The following is a 17,284-nucleotide window of genomic DNA, read 5'->3' on the forward strand; positions in this document are numbered from 1 at the left end:
GGCCCGACGTCGGGCCCCTTCTTTCACGTGCGGGAACGAAGCTGCGGGCCGCTACAGGTGGTTCTCCTTCTTGATGTTGTAGGCCAAAAGCACGCAGGCGAGGGGCAGGACGAGGCCGAAGAGGGCGCTGGCGATGTCGCCGCCGTCCGCGCTGCCGCCGAAGAAGGTGCCGAGCGCGCTCAGCACGGCGAACGCGAGCCCGATGATGGCCAGCACGTAGAACGCGCCGATCTTGCGCGGGTCGTTGGCGCCGCGCAGGCCGAAGATGCCGATGGCCAGGTTGATGGCGCCTCCGAGGAGGATGACGAAGCCGGCGACGGCAGCCACGCCTCCGACGAGGGCGGCGCTTCCGGCGTCGCCGCTGCCCGCGCCCAGGATGCCGAGGGCTCCGCCGGTGACGATGCCGCCGATGCCGAGGAGCAGCGTGAGCGCCGCGAACACGATCATGATGATGGAGATGACCTTGAGGGCTTTCTGCGAGGTGGTCTTCTGCATGGCGTTCCCTTCTCTTTTCGGTACGTCGGAATAGGATACCCGACGGGAGGTGCGAGAACGTCTACAATACCGCACCAAAGCAGCCGCGCGGTCGCTTTTCGCCGTGCTTGCCGAGTCGGACGCGCGTTTTCGCAATTCATCGGGAATTTCGCAGCCCGTGCATCTATCCATGGGGTTTTTCCGTATCATAAGGACGTTTGCTCGATCGGCGTGAACGCGTGCGGCCGGCGCCGGGCGGGACTGTTTCCCTGACATCCATAAGGCAAGAGGTGGTTTTCGTTATGACGAAGAAGGTGCTGGTTACCGAGAGGCTGGCCGAGGCGGGTCTCGCAGTGCTCCGCGACAAGGGGTGCGAGGTCGACGTCAAGCTGAAGATGACGCCCGAGGAGCTGATCGAGACCGTTCCCGGCTACGATGCGCTCATCGTGCGCTCGGCCACGAAGGTCACGGCCGAGGTCGTCGAAGCTGCCGATCGCCTGCGCATCATCGGGCGCGCCGGCGTGGGCGTGGACAACGTGGACGTCGAAGCGGCCACCGAGCACGGCATCATCGTGTGCAACGCGCCCACGTCCAACATCGTGTCCGCCGCCGAGCACGCCATCGGCCTCATGCTTGCCTGCGCGCGCAAGGTTCCGCAGGCGAACGCGTCCATGCACGAGGGCGTCTGGGAGCGCGGGAAGTACACCGGCGTGGAGCTGTACGAGAAGACGCTCGCCATCTTCGGCCTCGGCCGCATCGGCGGCCTCGTGGCCGAGCGGGCACGCGCCTTCGGCATGAAACTGATCGGCTACGACCCGTACTGCAGCCCCGAGCGCGCCGAGCAGCTGGGCGTGACGCTGTACGACGACGTGGACGCCCTTGTGCCGTTGGCCGACTTCATCACCGTCCACCTTCCCAAGACGAAGGAGACCATCGGGATGTTCGGGCCCGACCAGTACGCGCGAATGAAGGACGGCGTGATCCTGGTGAACGCCGCGCGCGGCGGCATCTTCGACGAGAAGTCGCTCGCCGACTTCCTGGCCGCCGGCAAGATCGGCGCGGTCGGCATCGACGTGCACGAAAGCGAGCCCTGCACGGACAGCCCCCTGCGCGAGTTCGACAACGCCATCCTCACGCCGCATATCGCGGCGTCCACGCAGGAGGCGCAGCTGCGAGCCGGCGTGCAGACGGCCGAGTACGTGGCGGCGGGTCTCGAGGGATCCATCGTGCCCACGGCCTTGAACATGGCGCCCGTGCCGCCCGAGGTGATGGACGCGGTGGGACCGTACGTGCCCGCTTGCCAGATGATGGGCAGCATGCTCGCGCAGATCGACGGCGAGATCCCCCAGTTTCTGAAGCTGACGACGGCCGGTGCGCTGGCGCACGCCGACGCGTCCATCCTCGTTGCCGGCACGCTCAAGGGCATCCTGTCCTACCAGAGCACGGCCACGGTGACGCCGGTGAACGCCGACGCGGTGGCGAAGCGCCACGGCATCAAGGTGGAGACGCTTTCGTCGCCCGACGCCGGGGGCTACGCTTCCACCGTGTCGGTGGTGGCCGACGGCACCGAAGTGGCCTGCACGCTGGCGGGCGAAGCGCAGGCTGCGCGTCTCGTGTCGCTGTTCGGCTACCAGCTGGACATCGCTCCGGCCGGTCAGTCGCTCGTGTTCGAGTACGTGGACGCGCCGGGGCGCGTGGGCACCATCGGCACCATCCTGGGGGAGGCGGGCATCAACATCACCACGATGCAGATCGCCACGTTGCCCGGCGAGCAATGCGCGCTCGTGTACATGAACGTGGAGGGCGACGTCGACGACGACGTGCTGTCCAAGCTGCGCGCGGGGCTGGGCGACCTCAAAAACCTCTGGTACGTGAAGCTGTAGCGGCGGCGCGATGTTCGGCCCGCTCATCGTCATCTACCTGTTCTTGGCGGGCGCGGGCTGCGGCACGTTCGTCGCGGCCGTGTACCTGTCGCAGCGGGCGCGCTCGTCCGCTGCGCTGAGGCGCTCGCTCGGGCGGGTGGCCTTGCCGTCGCTCGTCGTCTCGTGCGGCATGGTCGCAGTGGGCGCCGCGTGCCTCATGCTGGACCTGGGGCGGCCCGAGCTCGCGCTCGACGTGTTGGCGAACCCGGCTGGCAGCGTGCTGTCGGTCGGGGCGTGGGCGCTCGTAGCGTTCATGGCCGCCGTGGCGGCGCTCCTCGCGTGCAACCTGCGCGTGCTCGGGCTCGGCCGCGGTGCCGTGCTGGCCGTGAAGGCCCTCGGCTGCGCGAGCGCGCTCGTGGTGATGGTGTACTCGGGGCTGTTCCTCTCCACCATCTGGACGCTGCCGCTTCTGGCGTCGCCGCTCGTGCCGGTGCTGTTCACCTGCTCGTCGCTGTCGTGCGGCGCGGCGGTGATGCTCGTGCTGCCGCTTCCGTGCGACGCCGATCCGCAGCCGTTGTTCGCGCGGCTCTCCCGCATCGACGGCGCGCTGCTGGCGCTCGAGGCCGTCGTGCTGACGGCCTTCATGGTTGCGGCGGCCGGCGACGTGCTGTCGAGCGCGGCCGCGCAGCGCCTGCTGACGGGCGATATGGCGCCCGTGTTCTGGGGCGCGCTCGCGGCGGCGGGCATCGCGGCCCCCTTCGCGCTGGAGGCGGTGCTGCGGCGTCCCGACGCGCGCGCCTGCGCCTGCATCGGCGTGCTGGTGCTGATAGGCGGCTTCTTCCTGCGGTACTGCCTGTGCACGGCCCCCTTCATGGACATCGCGTCGTACCTGTGAGACGAAGGGACGGGGTCGGTGTCCCGCTTCGATCGCAGAATGAGGCAACAACCTCGTCCCCTCGTCTCGCTCCCTCGTCTCGTCGTCTCGCCCTGTCGTCGTTTCGTGCTTGCGAATGCGCGATTCTCGCCGGCGATGCCGACGAAGCGCGCTAGAATATACACGGTTGTATTTGGCTAGAGATGTAGGAAAATCCGCGCCAGCCGACGACGGCGCGAGGAAGCTCGGGGCATGGAGAATTTCAGCATAGACGAACGCAGCGGCGTGCCCATCTGGGTGCAGCTTCGCAACCGCCTCGTCTACCTTATCCAGACCGGGCGCTACCAGCCCGGCGACCAGCTTCCCACCGTGCACGAGATGGCCGTCAACCTCAACATCAACTACAACACCGTGAACAAGGTGTACCGCAGCATGGAGACGTCGGGTCTCATCATGTCGAAGCGCGGGCGCGGAACCTTCGTCGCCGAGAATCCCGCGTTCGACGACGAGGACTCCCTGGAGTCAACCATCGATGCGATGATGGGCGATTTCATCCGCCAGTGCGAGGAGCTGGGCATGACGCGCGAAGAGATAGCGGGTCGCCTTCAGGACAAGATCTCCCGGATGGGATAGGAGCGAGCTATGGTCAAGTTCGGCAAACGCGGCAACGAGCGTGCGAACGACGTGCTGTCAGGCGGGGAGGAGAGCGTCTCCGGCAGGCGCAAGGCATCGCGCCGCGGTGCGGTGGTGCTGGCCGTGACGCTGTTCCTCGTTGCGTTCGCCCTCGTCCTGGCTGCGACGTTCCCCTTCCGCTCGGCGTTCACCGTGGCGCTCGCCGTGGTCGCCGGCCTGGCGCTGGCAGGCAGCGTGCACATCGCCTACGAATGGGAGCGTGCCGTGGTGCTGCGCTTCGGCCGGTTCCACCGCCTCGCCGGGCCGGGTCTGTACGTCACCGTCCCCGTGGTGGATTCGGTGACCATCGTCATCGACCAGCGCATCTCGTCCATCTCGTGTTCGGCCGAGCAGGTGCTCACGGCCGATCTCGTGCCGGTGGATCTCGACGCCGTCGTGTTCTGGATGGTGTGGGATCCGAAGAAGGCGTGCCTGGCCGTGGAAGACTACGAGCACTCGGCGTCGCTCGTGGCGCAGACGGCGCTGCGCGACGCCATCGGCCAGGTGGAGATCGCCGAACTGTCCATGCAGCGCGCGCATATCGATCGCCAGCTGAAGAAAAACATCGAGGAGAAAACCGAGCAGTGGGGCGTCACGATCATCGACGTGGAGATCCGCGACATCCGCATGCCCCAGGAGCTGCAGAACGCCATGAGCGCCGAAGCCCAGGCACAGCAGGAGCGCAACGCCCGCGTCGTGCTGGCCGAGGTTGAGAAGGACATCTCCGACATGTTCATCGAGGCCGCGCACGCCTATCGCGAGGACGACCTGGCGCTGCAGCTGCGCATGATGAGCCTCGTGAACGAGAGCGTGAAGGAGGGCGGCAACATGGTGGTGGTGCCGAGCCCCTACGCCCAGGGCTTCACAGGCGACATAGCCTCCGCCCTCAAGGGGAAGAAGTAGCCCCTCCTGCGGCAAGCAAGGGCGCCATCCTCTCGGCAGTGCCCGTAAACGTACAAATGTTTCACGTGAAACAATCGTTCGCGCAAACAAATGTTTCACGTGAAACATCAGGGCCGTCGGATGCGGGTCGCCGGCTTGCTGACAGCCCGCCTCTGCCCGCCGCAGGCGCCGCCGTTCTCCTGAATCCGTATCTCGCCGATAGCCCGATCGGGCGCCTCCGCTTGTCCGACACCGTCGGCCGCTCGTTCGCGAACGATTGGTTGCGGGATCGGAAAGGCCAGCTACGCGGCGGCGGATTCTGCTATGGTGCGATAGGGGAGCGGACGCTTCCGATGACGGTGCGGCTGCGCTCGGTAAAACATTTGCCAAAACGTAATATATGATAACTGACATGGGCATACGATGTCGACAAGGCGTCGTTTTCGCAAGGCGAAGGTCGCAAGGGCATCCCGCTCTCGCGACCTTCGCCGCGTTTTCCGCACCGTTCGCAGACGTCTAAATTATTCTTGAAATGAACATATTCAATTTCCTATTTAACTATATTACTATGAAAACAGTTAATTAGAGGTCGAGGAAACGGTCATGAGTCACTGAGAAAGGGGATGCAATGACCACAGACGAGATGAGCGTGACGCGTCGGGGTTTCGTCAAGGGAACCGCCGTCGCGGGCGCCGGCCTGGCGATGTTGGGCGCGGCGGGGGCGATGACCTCCGCTGACGGATGGCTGGTTCCGGCGCATGCCGAGACCGCCGAGGAGTACACGGCGTTCACCTACCACCAGTCCCACTGCGGCGGCATGTGCCCGCTGGCGTGCACGGTGCGCGACGGGCGCATGGTGTCGGTTCAGCCGAACCACTGCTGCGACGACCGGTACGAAACCATCTGCGTGAAGGGCATTTCCGAGGTCCAGCACATCTACGGCGACCATCGCGTGCAGACCCCGCTTCGACGCACCGGAGAGCGCGGCGCGGGCGAGTTCGAGCCTATCTCGTGGGACGAAGCGCTCGACGAGGTGTGCGACAAGCTCAAGGAGCTCCAGGGCAAGTACGGAAACGACTGCGTGGTCATCTCGACGGGCGCCGAAGCGAACTTCCCGTGGCTGGCCGCCGTGCTGGGCGCGCAGGTGGATGCCAGCTCCGGCATCGACGTGGGCATCGGCAACGGTTTGGATCCTGCCATCGGTTTCGGCGGCGGCTACGCGATGGCCACCTGCGAGGCTCGCGACTGGGTGAATTCCAAGCTCGTGCTCAACGTGGGCAGCAACTTCCTGGAGTCCAGCCTGCCCAACGTGCGCCTGTTCTTCGAGGCGAAGGAAGCTGGCACCCGCATGGTGACGGTGGATCCCCACTTCTCCACGACGGCCGGCAAATCGGATCAGTGGGTGCCCATCACGCCGGGCACCGATGCCGCATTCTTCCTCGGCATGGCCAGCGTCATCCTCGACGAGCAGCTCTACGACGAGGACTTCGTGCTGAACCACACCTCGCTTCCGTTCCTCGTGGACGTCGCGACGGGCAAGCTCGTGCGCGACCACGCGGAGGATCCTGACGCCGAAGAGCCCGAGACCGGCGAGCAGAACCCCTTCTTCGTGTGGGACACGGCGACGAACGCGAAGGCGGCCTACGACGTCGCGGCCGTGAAGCCCGCTCTCGAGGGCACCTTCGACGTGGACGGCGCATCCTGCACCACGGTGTTCTCGCTCCTCAAGCAGAAGCAGGTCGAGTACACTCCCGAGTGGGCTGAAAGCGTAAGCGGCGTGCCCGCCGCCACCATCTGCCAACTTGCCCGCGAGTACGCCGAGGGTCCTGCCTGCCTGGCGCTGGGCTGGGGCGGCAACGACAAGATGGGCAACGCCGACATCGCCGGCCACGCTGCCGCAACGCTCGTGGCCCTCACGGGCAACGTGGGCAAGGTGGGCGCCGGCGTGGGCGTGTTCGTGGGCGGCAGCTACAACGGCCATGCGGGCACGCTGGGCGCCTGGGAGCTTCCCGAGGACATGACGGCCGGCACGCTGGAGATGCCGCTGTACGATGCCCGCGAGGGTAACGCCAAGGTGCGCGCCTGCATCTTCTGCGGCGATGTGCTCCAGCAGCACATCGGCAACATGAACAAGACCACCGAGTTCGCGCGCGGCCTCGACTTCATCGTCACCATCGACCCGTACTTCACCGAGGGCGCGAAGTGGGCCGACGTCATCCTGCCCGCCACCACGCGCTTCGAGAACGACGCGGAGGTGGGGAGCGTGAAGATCGGCTACAGCAACATCGTGCTGCAGAACAAGATCATCGAGCCGTTGTTCGAGGCTCGCACCGACTTCTGGATCGGCAAGGAAATCGCCAAGCGTTTCGGCAAAGACCAGTACCTGCCCGCCACGTCCGAGGAATGGGTGGCGAAGGTGCTGTCCTCCTCCGAGGACCCGTACGTCTCCGCGCTCACCATCGACAAGATCAACGCTGCGAACGGCGTGTATCCCCTCGAGGGCATCGAGGAGCCGCGCCGAGAGTTCATGGACCGCGTGTTCGCCACCCCCTCCACGCGCATGGACGTCTACTACGACGCTCTTGTGGAATACGGTCAGGCGCTTCCCGCCTACGAGCCGCCGCTTGAGGCGCACGCCGGCAACAAGCTGGCCGAAACCTACCCGCTGCAGCTGGCGAACGTGCGCACGCGCTACCGCATCCACAACCAGTTCAACGATGCCAAGTGGATCCAGCAGTTCGCCGAGCCGCGCATCGAGCTGAACCCCTCTGAAATGGAGAAGCGCGGCCTGGCCACGGGAGATGCGGTGGAAGTGTTCAACGACCGCGGCTCCTTCAAGTGCCGCGTGAAGGCCAACGAGTCCATCCGCCCCGGCAGCGCGCGCATGTTCGAGGGGCAGACGGCCGACTTCCTCATCGAAGGCAACGTCCAGAACGTCACGAACGACGGCTACGTCGAGCGAGGCGCCGAGCTCATGTGCGGCCCGGTCATCCCGTTCTCCGATACCCTCGTCGAAATCAAGAAAGCGTAGGTGAGCGATCATGACCAAGCTTGGCATCGCCATCAACCTTGAGCGTTGCGTCGGGTGCAACACCTGCGCGAACGCCTGCAAGATGCAGAACAACATACCCATGAACATGCTGTACATCCGCGTGGAGACCGACGGCGTGGATACCGCCGACGGCGCGCAGGGGACGTACCCCGACCTCAGCCGCACCTACATCCCCGTGGCGTGCCAGCACTGCGAAAACCCCGCCTGTCTGAAGGTGTGCCCCGTGGGCGCCACGTACAAAGACGATATGGGTCGCGTGGAAATCCACTACGACAAGTGCATCGGCTGCCGCATCTGCATGGCCGCTTGCCCCTACAACGCCCGCGTGTTCAACTGGAGCGAGCCCGAGCGCGATCCCAACTGGAACTACGGCGACAAGGACGTGCCGGTGCGCCCGAAGGGCGTGGCGGAGAAGTGCACGCTGTGCAAGGAGCGCACCGACCGCGGCGACATCCCCATGTGCGTGCGCGTGTGCCCGGGCCGCGCCCGCGTGTACGGCGACTTGGACGATCCCGAGTCCGAGATCTCGAAGGTCGTGCGCGAGAACCATGCCTATCAGCTGCTCGAGGAGTTCGGCACCCGCCCGCAGCTCCGTTACTACAACGCGTAAGGGGGCCCAGATGGAAACGAAGCGAATCTCCCGTCCGGTCATGGTGGTTCTGGCCGTGATCGCCGCCGCGGGGGCGGCCGCCTGGATCTACCAGACCATGTTCGGTTTGGGCGTGACCGGCATGAACAACGGCACCTCCTGGGGCCTGTACATCGCCGCGTTCATGTTCTTCGTCGGCTTGTCCGCCGGCGGTTTGATCGTGGCCTCATCGGCATCGATCTTCCACGTCACCGAGTTCAAGAAGGTGGCGCTGCCGGCCGTGTGCGTGTCCACGGTGTGCATCTGCTGCGCGGGCCTGCTGGTCATCCTCGACCTCGGCGGCGTGGCGCGCATCTTCAACCTGATCATTTCCCCGAACTTCATCTCGCCTCTGTTCTGGGACATCTGCGTCATCTCGTGCTACCTGGTCATCAACCTGGTCTACCTGTACTTCATGACCTCGAAGAGGGCCGACAAGTCCAAGATCGCCATCGTGTCGCGCTTCGCCCTGCCCATCGCCATCCTCGTGCACACGGTGACGGCGTGGATATTCGGCCTGCAGATCGCTCGCGAGGGCTGGCATTCGGCCATCATGGGCCCCTTGTTCGTGGCCTCGGCCATGGACTCCGGCCTGGCGCTTTTGCTCATCGCGCTGGCGTGGATGAACCGCCGCGGCATTTGGGAGACGTCGAAGAAGCTCATGGGCATGCTGGCGGGCCTTCTGGCCACCTGCATCGCGGTCGACGGCTACATGGTGGGCTGCGAGCTGCTGACCACGGGCTATCCCGGTTCCGAGGGCGGCTGGCACGTGCTGTCGCAGATGTTCTTCGGTGCCACGGCCCCGTACTTCTGGATCGAGATCATCGTGGGCGTGCTCATCCCGTTCACCATCCTCGTGTTCGCGAAGAACCGCCAGAAGACCGGCCTCATCGTGTTCTCCTCGGCGTGCGTGGTGGTGGGCGTGTTCTGCAAGCGCGTGTGGCTGCTGTTCAGCTCGTTCATCACGCCGAACACCTTCGGCGGCCCGGGTCTCATCGACGGCACGTCGGCCGCTACCTCCGGCATGGACGTGTGGGCGGCGACCAGCTGGTACGCGCCCTCCTGGGTGGAGTATGCGGTGCTTCTCGGCGTCATCGCGCTGGGCGCGCTGGCCTTCCTCATCCTCGTCGAGCGCTTCATCATGAAGGCGAAGCCGACCGACCTCATCGACGCCGACGCGGCTGCCCACGGCGCGGCCGACGCGAAAGCGAGCTCACCCTCCTGCTAGCGTGCGCGACCTCCTCTCCGAGCACGCTGCGGCATCACGGCCCGGCAAGCGATCCCCGCGCTTGCCGGGCCTTTTTCGCGTTCTCGACGCTCGTATTCGTTCGGGGTGGCGCGAATGGGGGCGTTTTGGCACGTAGGGTAAGGCGTTGCTTCCTCGTCGCGACGTAGAATAGTTGGAAACCGGTTGTTCGCGTGCGCTGCATCGCAAGACGATGCGCCGCATAGGAGCAACCAGGCGGTTCGGCGTGAACGGAGTGGTCGCATGAAAGCTATGGGGAAGCGCGCGTTCTCGATGACGATGGCGCTGGTTCTGGCGCTGGGGCTTGTGCCGCAAGCCGCTTTCGCCGAGGAGCCCGAGGCGATGGTTCCCGTCGGCGAGGCGCCGACCGGCGAGACCCCGTCAGGGGAGACGGAAGAGCCCGCAGCCGACGTCTCCGATCGACCCACGCCTGAAAACGCTGCGCTCGGCGAGTCTCCGTCGGAGTCCGAAGATACCGAAGGAGCCGCAGACGCTCCCGCGACCACAGCCGACGATGCCGAGAATGAGGCTGCCCGCGCCTCTTTCGCAAGCGCCCCTACGAAGAGCCTGCATGATTTCGGCGATGGAAGCGGCCCGCAGGAGGCTATCTTCATCGAAAACGACGCCGAGCTGGCGAAGGTCGGGAAAGACCCCGCGTATCCGGCCGACGGGAACTACTACCTCGCATCCACGATGTATCGGCCGAAGTCCGATTTCGCTCCCATTGACGCGACGTTCACCGGGCGCTTCGACGGCTGCAACGCGCAAATCGAGCTCGCGATGGACGTTCGCTTCGTGTACGGCTCGGCCGACGGCGGCGTCTCCTTCCTGTCGATGTTTCGAGAGAACGCCGGCCTGATCGAGAATCTGCGCATAACCGGAACGGTCGCCACGTCCAATTCCCTCGAACCCGCAGCGGTCATGTACGCGTCGGCGCTGGCGTACAGGAACAGCGGCACCGTTCGCAACGTGAAGCTCGACTGCTCCATCGGGCCGGTGGGTCTGGTGGGCGGCATCGCGTGCTTTAACGAGAGCGGCGGCGTCATTGAAAACTGCAGCGCGGACGGCGACTTGCAAGGGGCCGCCATCGGCGGCATCGCGCTGGTGTCATCGGGCCGTATCGCGTCCTGCGAGAGCCATCTCGACCTCGTGGGACAGGGTGCGGGCATCGCCAGCACGGCGGAGGACGATGCGGTTTTCGAGAACTGCGTCAATTACGGGAACGTCACGGGCACAACTGCCGATGCGGCCGGCTGCTTCCTCTACTTCAATGACAACGCGCGCGCGAGCGGCTGCGAGAACTACGGCGCCGTGGCGAACGTCAGCACCGGCGGCAACTCGCTGACAGGCGGCGTTCTGGCGCACCTGGACGGCAAGGGCGTTTTGGAGAACTGCGAGAACCACGGCACCGTGTCGGGCGACGGATCGGTCGGCGGCATCGTGGGCAGCATCAGTCCCGAGATCGATTACGACTGCTACATCACGGGGTGCGAGAACAACGGAGCCGTGTCGGGGACGGGCGACGGCGTGGGCGGCATCGTGGGCGCCAACAACGCCGGCGTCTTGCTGTGCGTGAACCGCGGCTCCGTGCAGGGTCGCTCGGAGGTCGGCGGCGTGATCGGCGACAACAAGACGTTCGGCATGGCCCAGTCGCTTTTGAATTACGGCGACGTGAGCGGGGTGGACAGCGTGGGCGGCATCGCGGGAGCCACGTCGGCCACGCGGGTGATCTTCAAGGTGCCCATCGGGTTGGACCACGCGCTCGGCTTAGGCGCCAACTACGGTACCGTGACGGGAACCGGAACGGGCTGCGGCGGCGTGGTGGGCTACTTGAGCGGCCACTATCTGGAGGATTGCTTCAGCGAGGGTTCCGTGCGCGGCAACCTGCGGGTGGGCGGCGTCGTGGGCGACGCGAGCGCGGATATCGCGTACTGCTATTCCACGGGTGACGTGGAAGGCGAAAGCGCGGTGGGCGGCATCGCGGGCGACATGACGGACACGCCCATGCCGCGCAGCTTGAGCTACTGCTACGTTGCGGGCGGCGTCTCAGGCTCGGACGATGTGGGAACGTTCGTCGGCGCGCGCAACAAGAGCACGGGAAGCTCCCGCTTGAGCCATCTGTACTACAACGCCGACCGCGTGGATCTCCCCCCGGTGGGCGACAGCTCGACAAATGGCAACGACGTCTACGTCGAGGGGCGCACGACCGACCAGATGCTGGAAGAGGGTTTGCGCGACGAGCTGGGCGACAGCCGCTGGTCGTACACGAGCGAGTGCTCGACATCGCAGGATGGCGCGTTCGAGTTGCGCTGCTACCCGATGCTGGCTCCCTTCGCGCCGGGCGGGGCGGCGGCTGCGCTCGGCATCGGCTACTCCGGCATCGCATCGCGGCACGATTTCGAAAGCCAGGAGCTGGACGGCGCGGCAGAGCCGGTGTTCGAGGAGTTCGCCTTCCTCTATACCGCAGACGATCTTCTTGAGGCTGCGAATCATCCCGATCGGAACTACGTGCTGGCAAACGACATCTCCGTGGGCACGGAGTTCGTCGGGTTGGGCGGCGCGCAGGGGTATCGCGGCAAATTCGACGGCAGGGGGCATACCGTCACGATGACGTACGCCGCGGCTGGATTGGCGGCCGTGCTCGACGGCGGCAGGATCATGAACGTGAAGGTGGGCGGCATTCTGCGTGCCGGCAGCGAACTGTGCGGCTCCCTTGCGGGCGAGGTTCGCAGCAACGCGATGCTGTACAACTGCATAGGCGCCGTGACGCTCGAAGACGGCACGGCCGGCGGCGTGGCGGGGCTCGTGTCGGGCGACGACGTGCTCATCCGCGCGTGCGCGTGCGAGGAAGACATCATGGTGCCGGATGCCGACGGCGCAGGCGGCCTGGTGGGCACGGTGACGGGCGATCGGCTGCACGTTCGGGATTGCCGTGTCGAAACGGACTTCCTGTGGGGCGGTGATCGCACGGGCGGCCTGGTGGGAAGGCTTGCGGGCGACGACGCGCGGATTTCCGATTGCACCGTGCGCGGCGAGGTTCAAGGCGAGGATATGACGGGCGGCCTGGTGGGCGAGCTGTCCGGTGCGAACGCGCAGATAACGAACTGCACGCACGCAGGCAAGACTTACGGCGCTTCGACAAGCGGAGGGCTCGTAGGCAGCTTGTCGGGCGCGAACGTGCGGGTGACAGGGGCTTCCCATGACGGACTCGTCTCTTGCTGGGGCGGCAAGATCGGCGGCGTCGTCGGGCGGCTGTCGGGCGCGGGCGCGCATCTGGAAAGCGTCTCATGCAGCGGAAGCGTTGTCGGACATGACGCGACCGGGGGTTTCGTCGGCGAGCTGGCGGCGGACGATTTCGCGCTTGCGTCGTACACGAACACGGTTCCCGTGCGCGGCGACAGCGGCGTGGGCGGCATCTACGGGCTCATGACGGGTGCGCGCGCGACTCTGTCCGGATGCGCCAACGACGCCGCCGTGAGTGTCAACGAGGACGCGAAGAAGCCTCAGGGGGTCGGCGGTCTGGTGGGCCGGGTCGAGGGCGAGGGCGCCGTGCTGGACGGGTGCTCGAACATCGGCGCAGTCAGCGGCGACAGATACACGGGCGGCATCGTGGGCAGCATGGCGGCTGCGAACGCCGTCGTGCGCTCTGCCGAAAACGACGGCAAGGTGACGGGCGGCTACTCGACCGGCGGCCTGGTCGGTCGCGCGGAGGGTGACGGCGTGCGGATCGAAGCCGGCTCGAACATGGCCAGCGTGACGGGCAGCGACTCCACCGGCGGCCTCGTTGGCTCCGTCTACCGTATCGATGGCGTGTCCGCTTCGTACACCATCGGCAAGGTGACGGGCGGCGAAGGAGTGGGAGGCGTCGCGGGATCCTTGGAAGGTTCGACTTCGGGTTCGACGAGGATCGAAGGATGCGCCAATCACGCTTCGGTGCTCGGAAGGAACGAGGCGGGCGGCGTCGTGGGCGAGATGAGCGATTCGTATTCCGCGAACGGCTCTGTTCGGGAATGCCTCAACATCGGCGAGGTTTCCGCCGAGGAGCAGAAGCACGCCTACGTGGGCGGCATCGTGGGCCGCTACTACGCTTACGGCACGATCAAGGATTGCTATAACGGCGGGCGGGTGACCGCGCCCGACATCGAATCGAGCTACGTGGGTGGCATCGCGTCCTACTCGTCGGGGCTGCCCGGCAAGGTGGAGAGCTGCTGGTACGCAACGGAGGCGAACGCGCAGATCAAAGGAGCGCTTCTGTCCAACAGCGGCTCTGTGAAAGACGACGAGTTCGACAACGTGGGCGGACTTTCCATCGTTGACATGACCGGCGACGGCGCGCTGTCCGCGCTCAAGTTCTCGGAGCCGGAGAAGTGGCGGACGCGGGCGAACGAGGGAACTGCCGCGCAAGAGGGCGCGACCGCGCAAGTCATGAACTACCCCGCGCCCGCCGTGCTGGCCGAGCGCGACGGCTATCCGTGGCCACGCATCGAGAGCCGTATCGTGGACATCACGCCCGACATGCTCGAGCAAACGAAGACGTACGAGGGCAAGCCGACGGCGTTCGATCTGGAGCTTCCCGGCAACCCTCACTACACGGTGAAATACTGGTACGGTTTCGGAGGGAGCTGGGATTGGACGGACGTGCCGCCGACGGTGCCGAGCGCCGAGCCTTATCTGGTCAGCATCAAGATAGACGAACCGTACTACACGGCAAACGGCGAAACCGACGACAACGGATGCTTCGAGGGCCATCTCACCATCGAAAAGGCCCCCTGCATCATCAAAGCCGACGACAAGACCATATTGAAGGGCGAGGAGGCCGTCTATACCTACACGGCTGAGGGGCTTGTGAACGGGGAGACGGCTGACGTGATCGAAGGTGTGGGCGATCCGATCGTGGACAGCCCATGGGAGCTCGGCACGCATACGATATCCTTCTACCTCTCTCAAGACGATTGCTACGATCTCACCTTGGTTCCCGGCACGCTGACGGTGACCCAGGACAGCGCGGAGGGGCGCTTCGTCGTCAGCGGCGAGAAGGGCGGAAACGGTCACGATGACTGGTACGTGGGTCCCGTCACCATCGCGCCGGACGGGCGTGACGGCTACGATCTCATACGCGATCAGAGAAGCGCGGCGTGGAAGAGCTCGCTCACCATCACGAGCGACACGCCGCAAGCCGTGCTCGAGACCATCGAGGTGAAGAAGTCGTCGACAGGGGCGTACACATCGAAGTTCGACGTGCCGCTCAACGTGTGCACCGCCCCGCTTGCGCTGACGCGACTCTCGGTCGTGCGCGGATCGGCTTCCTGCGACCCGGCGAGCTCGATGCTGGAGATGACCTTCAATCAGCTTGTGGAGAAGGGGACGGGGCTCGTCATATTGCGAAGCGAGCTGGGCGGCGAGCTCGCCCGCGTCGAGGCGCTCGGCGATCGCGTTCGGGTTTCCGATGACGGAATGACGATCAGGCTTCTTCTGCCCCGGGTGCTCGAAGCGGGACGGTCCTACCTCGTCACTCTCGACGAAAGCGTCTTGTACAGTCGGTGGGGCGCGCGGCTCGGCATAGGTGGAGGAACGTGGCGGTTCAGCGTGGCGGCCGATGGGTCGATCGACGAGTGGGCGCTCTTCGTGTCTCACGGTGGTCTGCCGGGCGATGCCGGCTCAGCGTCCGTAGCGCGCCCGCTTGCGCGCACGGGCGATCCGCTGGCTCCGTTCGGCGCGGGGGCGGCGGTCGCGGCGTTTGCAGCGGCGTCCGCGGTGCTGGCGTGCGTGATCGGACGGAGGCGCGCGATTCGGCGTCGTTGACGTACGCGAAAGCGAGCTCACCCTCCTGCTAGCGTGCGCGACCTCCTCTCCGAGCACGCTGCGGCATCACGGCCCGGCAAGCGATCCCCGCGCTTGCCGGGCCTTTTTCGCGCCAGGCATCTTCCCGTCGTTTTCCCGCTTTTGTTGGTGCGTTCGGGGCGAATTCCGAGAAGAGCGCTTGGGATATTTGCTATGATAGTCAAACTATATCGAGCCGAGAAGGAAGGAACACGCATATGACGCGCAAGATCAACATCTTCGATACGACGCTTCGCGACGGCGAGCAGTCGCCGGGCGCCTCCATGAACACCGAGGAGAAGCTGGTCGTGGCGCGTCAACTTCTCCGGCTCAACGTGGACGTCATCGAGGCGGGCTTCCCCATCTCGAGCCCCGGCGACTTCGAGTCCGTCCGCCGCATCGCGGAGCTCGCAGGCGACCAGGCAACGGTGTGCGGCCTCACGCGCGCGGTGGAGAAGGACATCGACGCCGCGGCCGACGCGCTCAAGTACGCCAAGCGTCCGCGCATCCATACCGGCATCGGCGTGAGCCCGAGCCACCTGCGCGACAAGCTGCGCATTACCGAGGACGAGTGCGTCGAGCGTGCGGTCAAGTGCGTGAAGTACGCCCGCAACTTCGTCGAGGACGTACAGTTCTACGCCGAGGACGCGGGCCGCTCCGACTACGACTTCCTCGTGCGCGTCATCGAAGCCGTCATCAAGGCCGGCGCCACGGTGGTGAACATCCCCGACACCACGGGCTACTCGCTGCCCGAGGAGTTCGGCGCGCGCATCAAGTACCTCATGGACCATGTGGACGGCATCGAGAAGGCCACGGTGTCGGTGCACTGCCACAACGACCTCGGCATGGCCACCGCGCTGTCGCTGGCGGGCGTGAAGAACGGTGCAACCCAGGTGGAATGCACCATCAACGGCTTGGGCGAGCGCGCGGGCAACACGGCCATGGAGGAAGTGGTCATGGGCATCAAGATGCACGGCGACGAGCTGGACGCCTGCACCGAGATCAACACGCGCGAGTTCATCAAGGCGAGCCGCCTCGTGTCGTCCATCACCGGCATGAACGTGCAGGCCAACAAGGCCATCGTGGGCGCGAACGCCTTCGCGCACTCCTCCGGCATCCACCAGGACGGCGTGCTGAAGAAGCGCGACACCTACGAGATCATCGACCCGGCCGACGTGGGCGCGGGCACGAGCCAGATCGTGCTCACGGCGCGCTCGGGGCATGCGGCCTTGAAGCACCGTCTGGAGGAGCTGGGCTACGAGCTGGAGGGCGAGGCGCTCGACCAGGTGTACGAGGCGTTCCTCAACCTGGCCGACAAGAAGAAGGAAGTGTACGACGAGGACCTCGAGAGCCTCGTGAACGAGCGCGACCGCAACGAGAGCGCCCTCTACGCGCTTGAGGGCGTGCAGGTGAGCACGGGCTTCCCGCTGACCCCGACGGCCACGGTCACGCTGCGCAACGCGGCCGACCAGGTGGTCACGGCCTGCGAGTACGGCACGGGCCCGATCGACGCGGTGTACAAGGCCGTGAACAAGATCGTGCAGGTGGACAACGAGCTGACCGAGTTCTCGGTGCAGTCCGTCACGCGCGGCATCGACGCGCTGGGCGAGGTGACCATCCGCGTGACCGCGCCCGACGGCGGCGTGTACACGGGCCGCGGCGCGGACAACGACATCATCGTCTCGTCCACGAAGGCCTACCTCAACGCGCTGAACCGCCTGCTCAACGACAAGCAGGAGCATCGTCGCTAGCGCGCGAAGCGAACCGGCAGCGG

10 protein-coding genes are annotated in these 17,284 nt (G+C 65.8%); 9 read left to right on the top strand and 1 reads right to left on the bottom strand.

The window, feature by feature from the left end; translation table 11 throughout:
• Nucleotides 1–51: 51 nt before the first annotated feature.
• Nucleotides 52–495 (bottom strand): hypothetical protein, encoded by a 444-nt coding sequence (locus GT613_RS05315; protein ID WP_009304312.1) that lies wholly within the window; start codon nucleotides 493–495, stop codon nucleotides 52–54.
• A 281-nt stretch (nucleotides 496–776) separates the two neighbouring features.
• On the opposite strand from GT613_RS05315, the gene serA reads away from it, so the two are divergent.
• From serA to GT613_RS05360, 9 genes are all read left to right on the top strand, one after another.
• On the top strand, nucleotides 777–2,357 hold the full coding sequence (gene serA / locus GT613_RS05320) for a phosphoglycerate dehydrogenase (RefSeq protein ID WP_009304313.1): 1,581 nt from the start codon (nucleotides 777–779) through the stop codon (nucleotides 2,355–2,357).
• Nucleotides 2,358–2,367: 10 nt separating this feature from the next.
• Nucleotides 2,368–3,231 carry an NrfD/PsrC family molybdoenzyme membrane anchor subunit gene (nrfD, locus tag GT613_RS05325; RefSeq protein WP_086414520.1) on the top strand — a complete coding sequence of 288 codons (864 nt, stop codon included), beginning with the start codon at nucleotides 2,368–2,370 and terminating at the stop codon, nucleotides 3,229–3,231.
• A 231-nt stretch (nucleotides 3,232–3,462) separates the two neighbouring features.
• On the top strand, nucleotides 3,463–3,843 hold the full coding sequence (locus GT613_RS05330; protein ID WP_009304315.1) for a GntR family transcriptional regulator: 381 nt from the start codon (nucleotides 3,463–3,465) through the stop codon (nucleotides 3,841–3,843).
• Nucleotides 3,844–3,852: 9 nt separating this feature from the next.
• Nucleotides 3,853–4,785: a slipin family protein gene (locus GT613_RS05335; RefSeq protein WP_009609294.1), complete on the top strand. Its 933-nt coding sequence runs from the start codon at nucleotides 3,853–3,855 to the stop codon at nucleotides 4,783–4,785.
• 607 nt (nucleotides 4,786–5,392) lie between these two features.
• Nucleotides 5,393–7,795 carry a molybdopterin-dependent oxidoreductase gene (locus GT613_RS05340; protein ID WP_114519830.1) on the top strand — a complete coding sequence of 801 codons (2,403 nt, stop codon included), beginning with the start codon at nucleotides 5,393–5,395 and terminating at the stop codon, nucleotides 7,793–7,795.
• A gap of 10 nt (nucleotides 7,796–7,805) precedes the next feature.
• Complete coding sequence (locus GT613_RS05345; RefSeq protein ID WP_009304318.1) at nucleotides 7,806–8,426, top strand: 4Fe-4S dicluster domain-containing protein; 621 nt, start codon at nucleotides 7,806–7,808, stop codon at nucleotides 8,424–8,426.
• Between the two features lie 10 nt (nucleotides 8,427–8,436).
• Nucleotides 8,437–9,672: an NrfD/PsrC family molybdoenzyme membrane anchor subunit gene (gene nrfD / locus GT613_RS05350; RefSeq protein WP_144300898.1), complete on the top strand. Its 1,236-nt coding sequence runs from the start codon at nucleotides 8,437–8,439 to the stop codon at nucleotides 9,670–9,672.
• 261 nt (nucleotides 9,673–9,933) lie between these two features.
• Nucleotides 9,934–15,492: a GLUG motif-containing protein gene (locus GT613_RS05355; RefSeq protein ID WP_161172544.1), complete on the top strand. Its 5,559-nt coding sequence runs from the start codon at nucleotides 9,934–9,936 to the stop codon at nucleotides 15,490–15,492.
• A 236-nt stretch (nucleotides 15,493–15,728) separates the two neighbouring features.
• Nucleotides 15,729–17,261, top strand: coding sequence for a 2-isopropylmalate synthase (locus GT613_RS05360; protein ID WP_009304320.1), 1,533 nt, complete (start codon nucleotides 15,729–15,731; stop codon nucleotides 17,259–17,261).
• Nucleotides 17,262–17,284: the final 23 nt, after the last annotated feature.

The organism is Eggerthella sp. BIOML-A4 (assembly GCF_009875575.1).
GTDB classification, from domain to species: domain Bacteria; phylum Actinomycetota; class Coriobacteriia; order Coriobacteriales; family Eggerthellaceae; genus Eggerthella; species Eggerthella lenta.

Bases quoted from the DNA above. Each gene is read 5' to 3' on its own strand.
- GT613_RS05315 (WP_009304312.1), bottom strand. From the start codon at position 495: ATGCAGAAGACCACCTCGCAGAAAGCCCTCAAGGTCATCTCCATCATC.
- serA (WP_009304313.1), top strand. From the start codon at position 777: ATGACGAAGAAGGTGCTGGTTACCGAGAGGCTGGCCGAGGCGGGTCTC.
- nrfD (WP_086414520.1), top strand. From the start codon at position 2,368: ATGTTCGGCCCGCTCATCGTCATCTACCTGTTCTTGGCGGGCGCGGGC.
- GT613_RS05330 (WP_009304315.1), top strand. From the start codon at position 3,463: ATGGAGAATTTCAGCATAGACGAACGCAGCGGCGTGCCCATCTGGGTG.
- GT613_RS05335 (WP_009609294.1), top strand. From the start codon at position 3,853: ATGGTCAAGTTCGGCAAACGCGGCAACGAGCGTGCGAACGACGTGCTG.
- GT613_RS05340 (WP_114519830.1), top strand. From the start codon at position 5,393: ATGACCACAGACGAGATGAGCGTGACGCGTCGGGGTTTCGTCAAGGGA.
- GT613_RS05345 (WP_009304318.1), top strand. From the start codon at position 7,806: ATGACCAAGCTTGGCATCGCCATCAACCTTGAGCGTTGCGTCGGGTGC.
- nrfD (WP_144300898.1), top strand. From the start codon at position 8,437: ATGGAAACGAAGCGAATCTCCCGTCCGGTCATGGTGGTTCTGGCCGTG.
- GT613_RS05355 (WP_161172544.1), top strand. From the start codon at position 9,934: ATGAAAGCTATGGGGAAGCGCGCGTTCTCGATGACGATGGCGCTGGTT.
- GT613_RS05360 (WP_009304320.1), top strand. From the start codon at position 15,729: ATGACGCGCAAGATCAACATCTTCGATACGACGCTTCGCGACGGCGAG.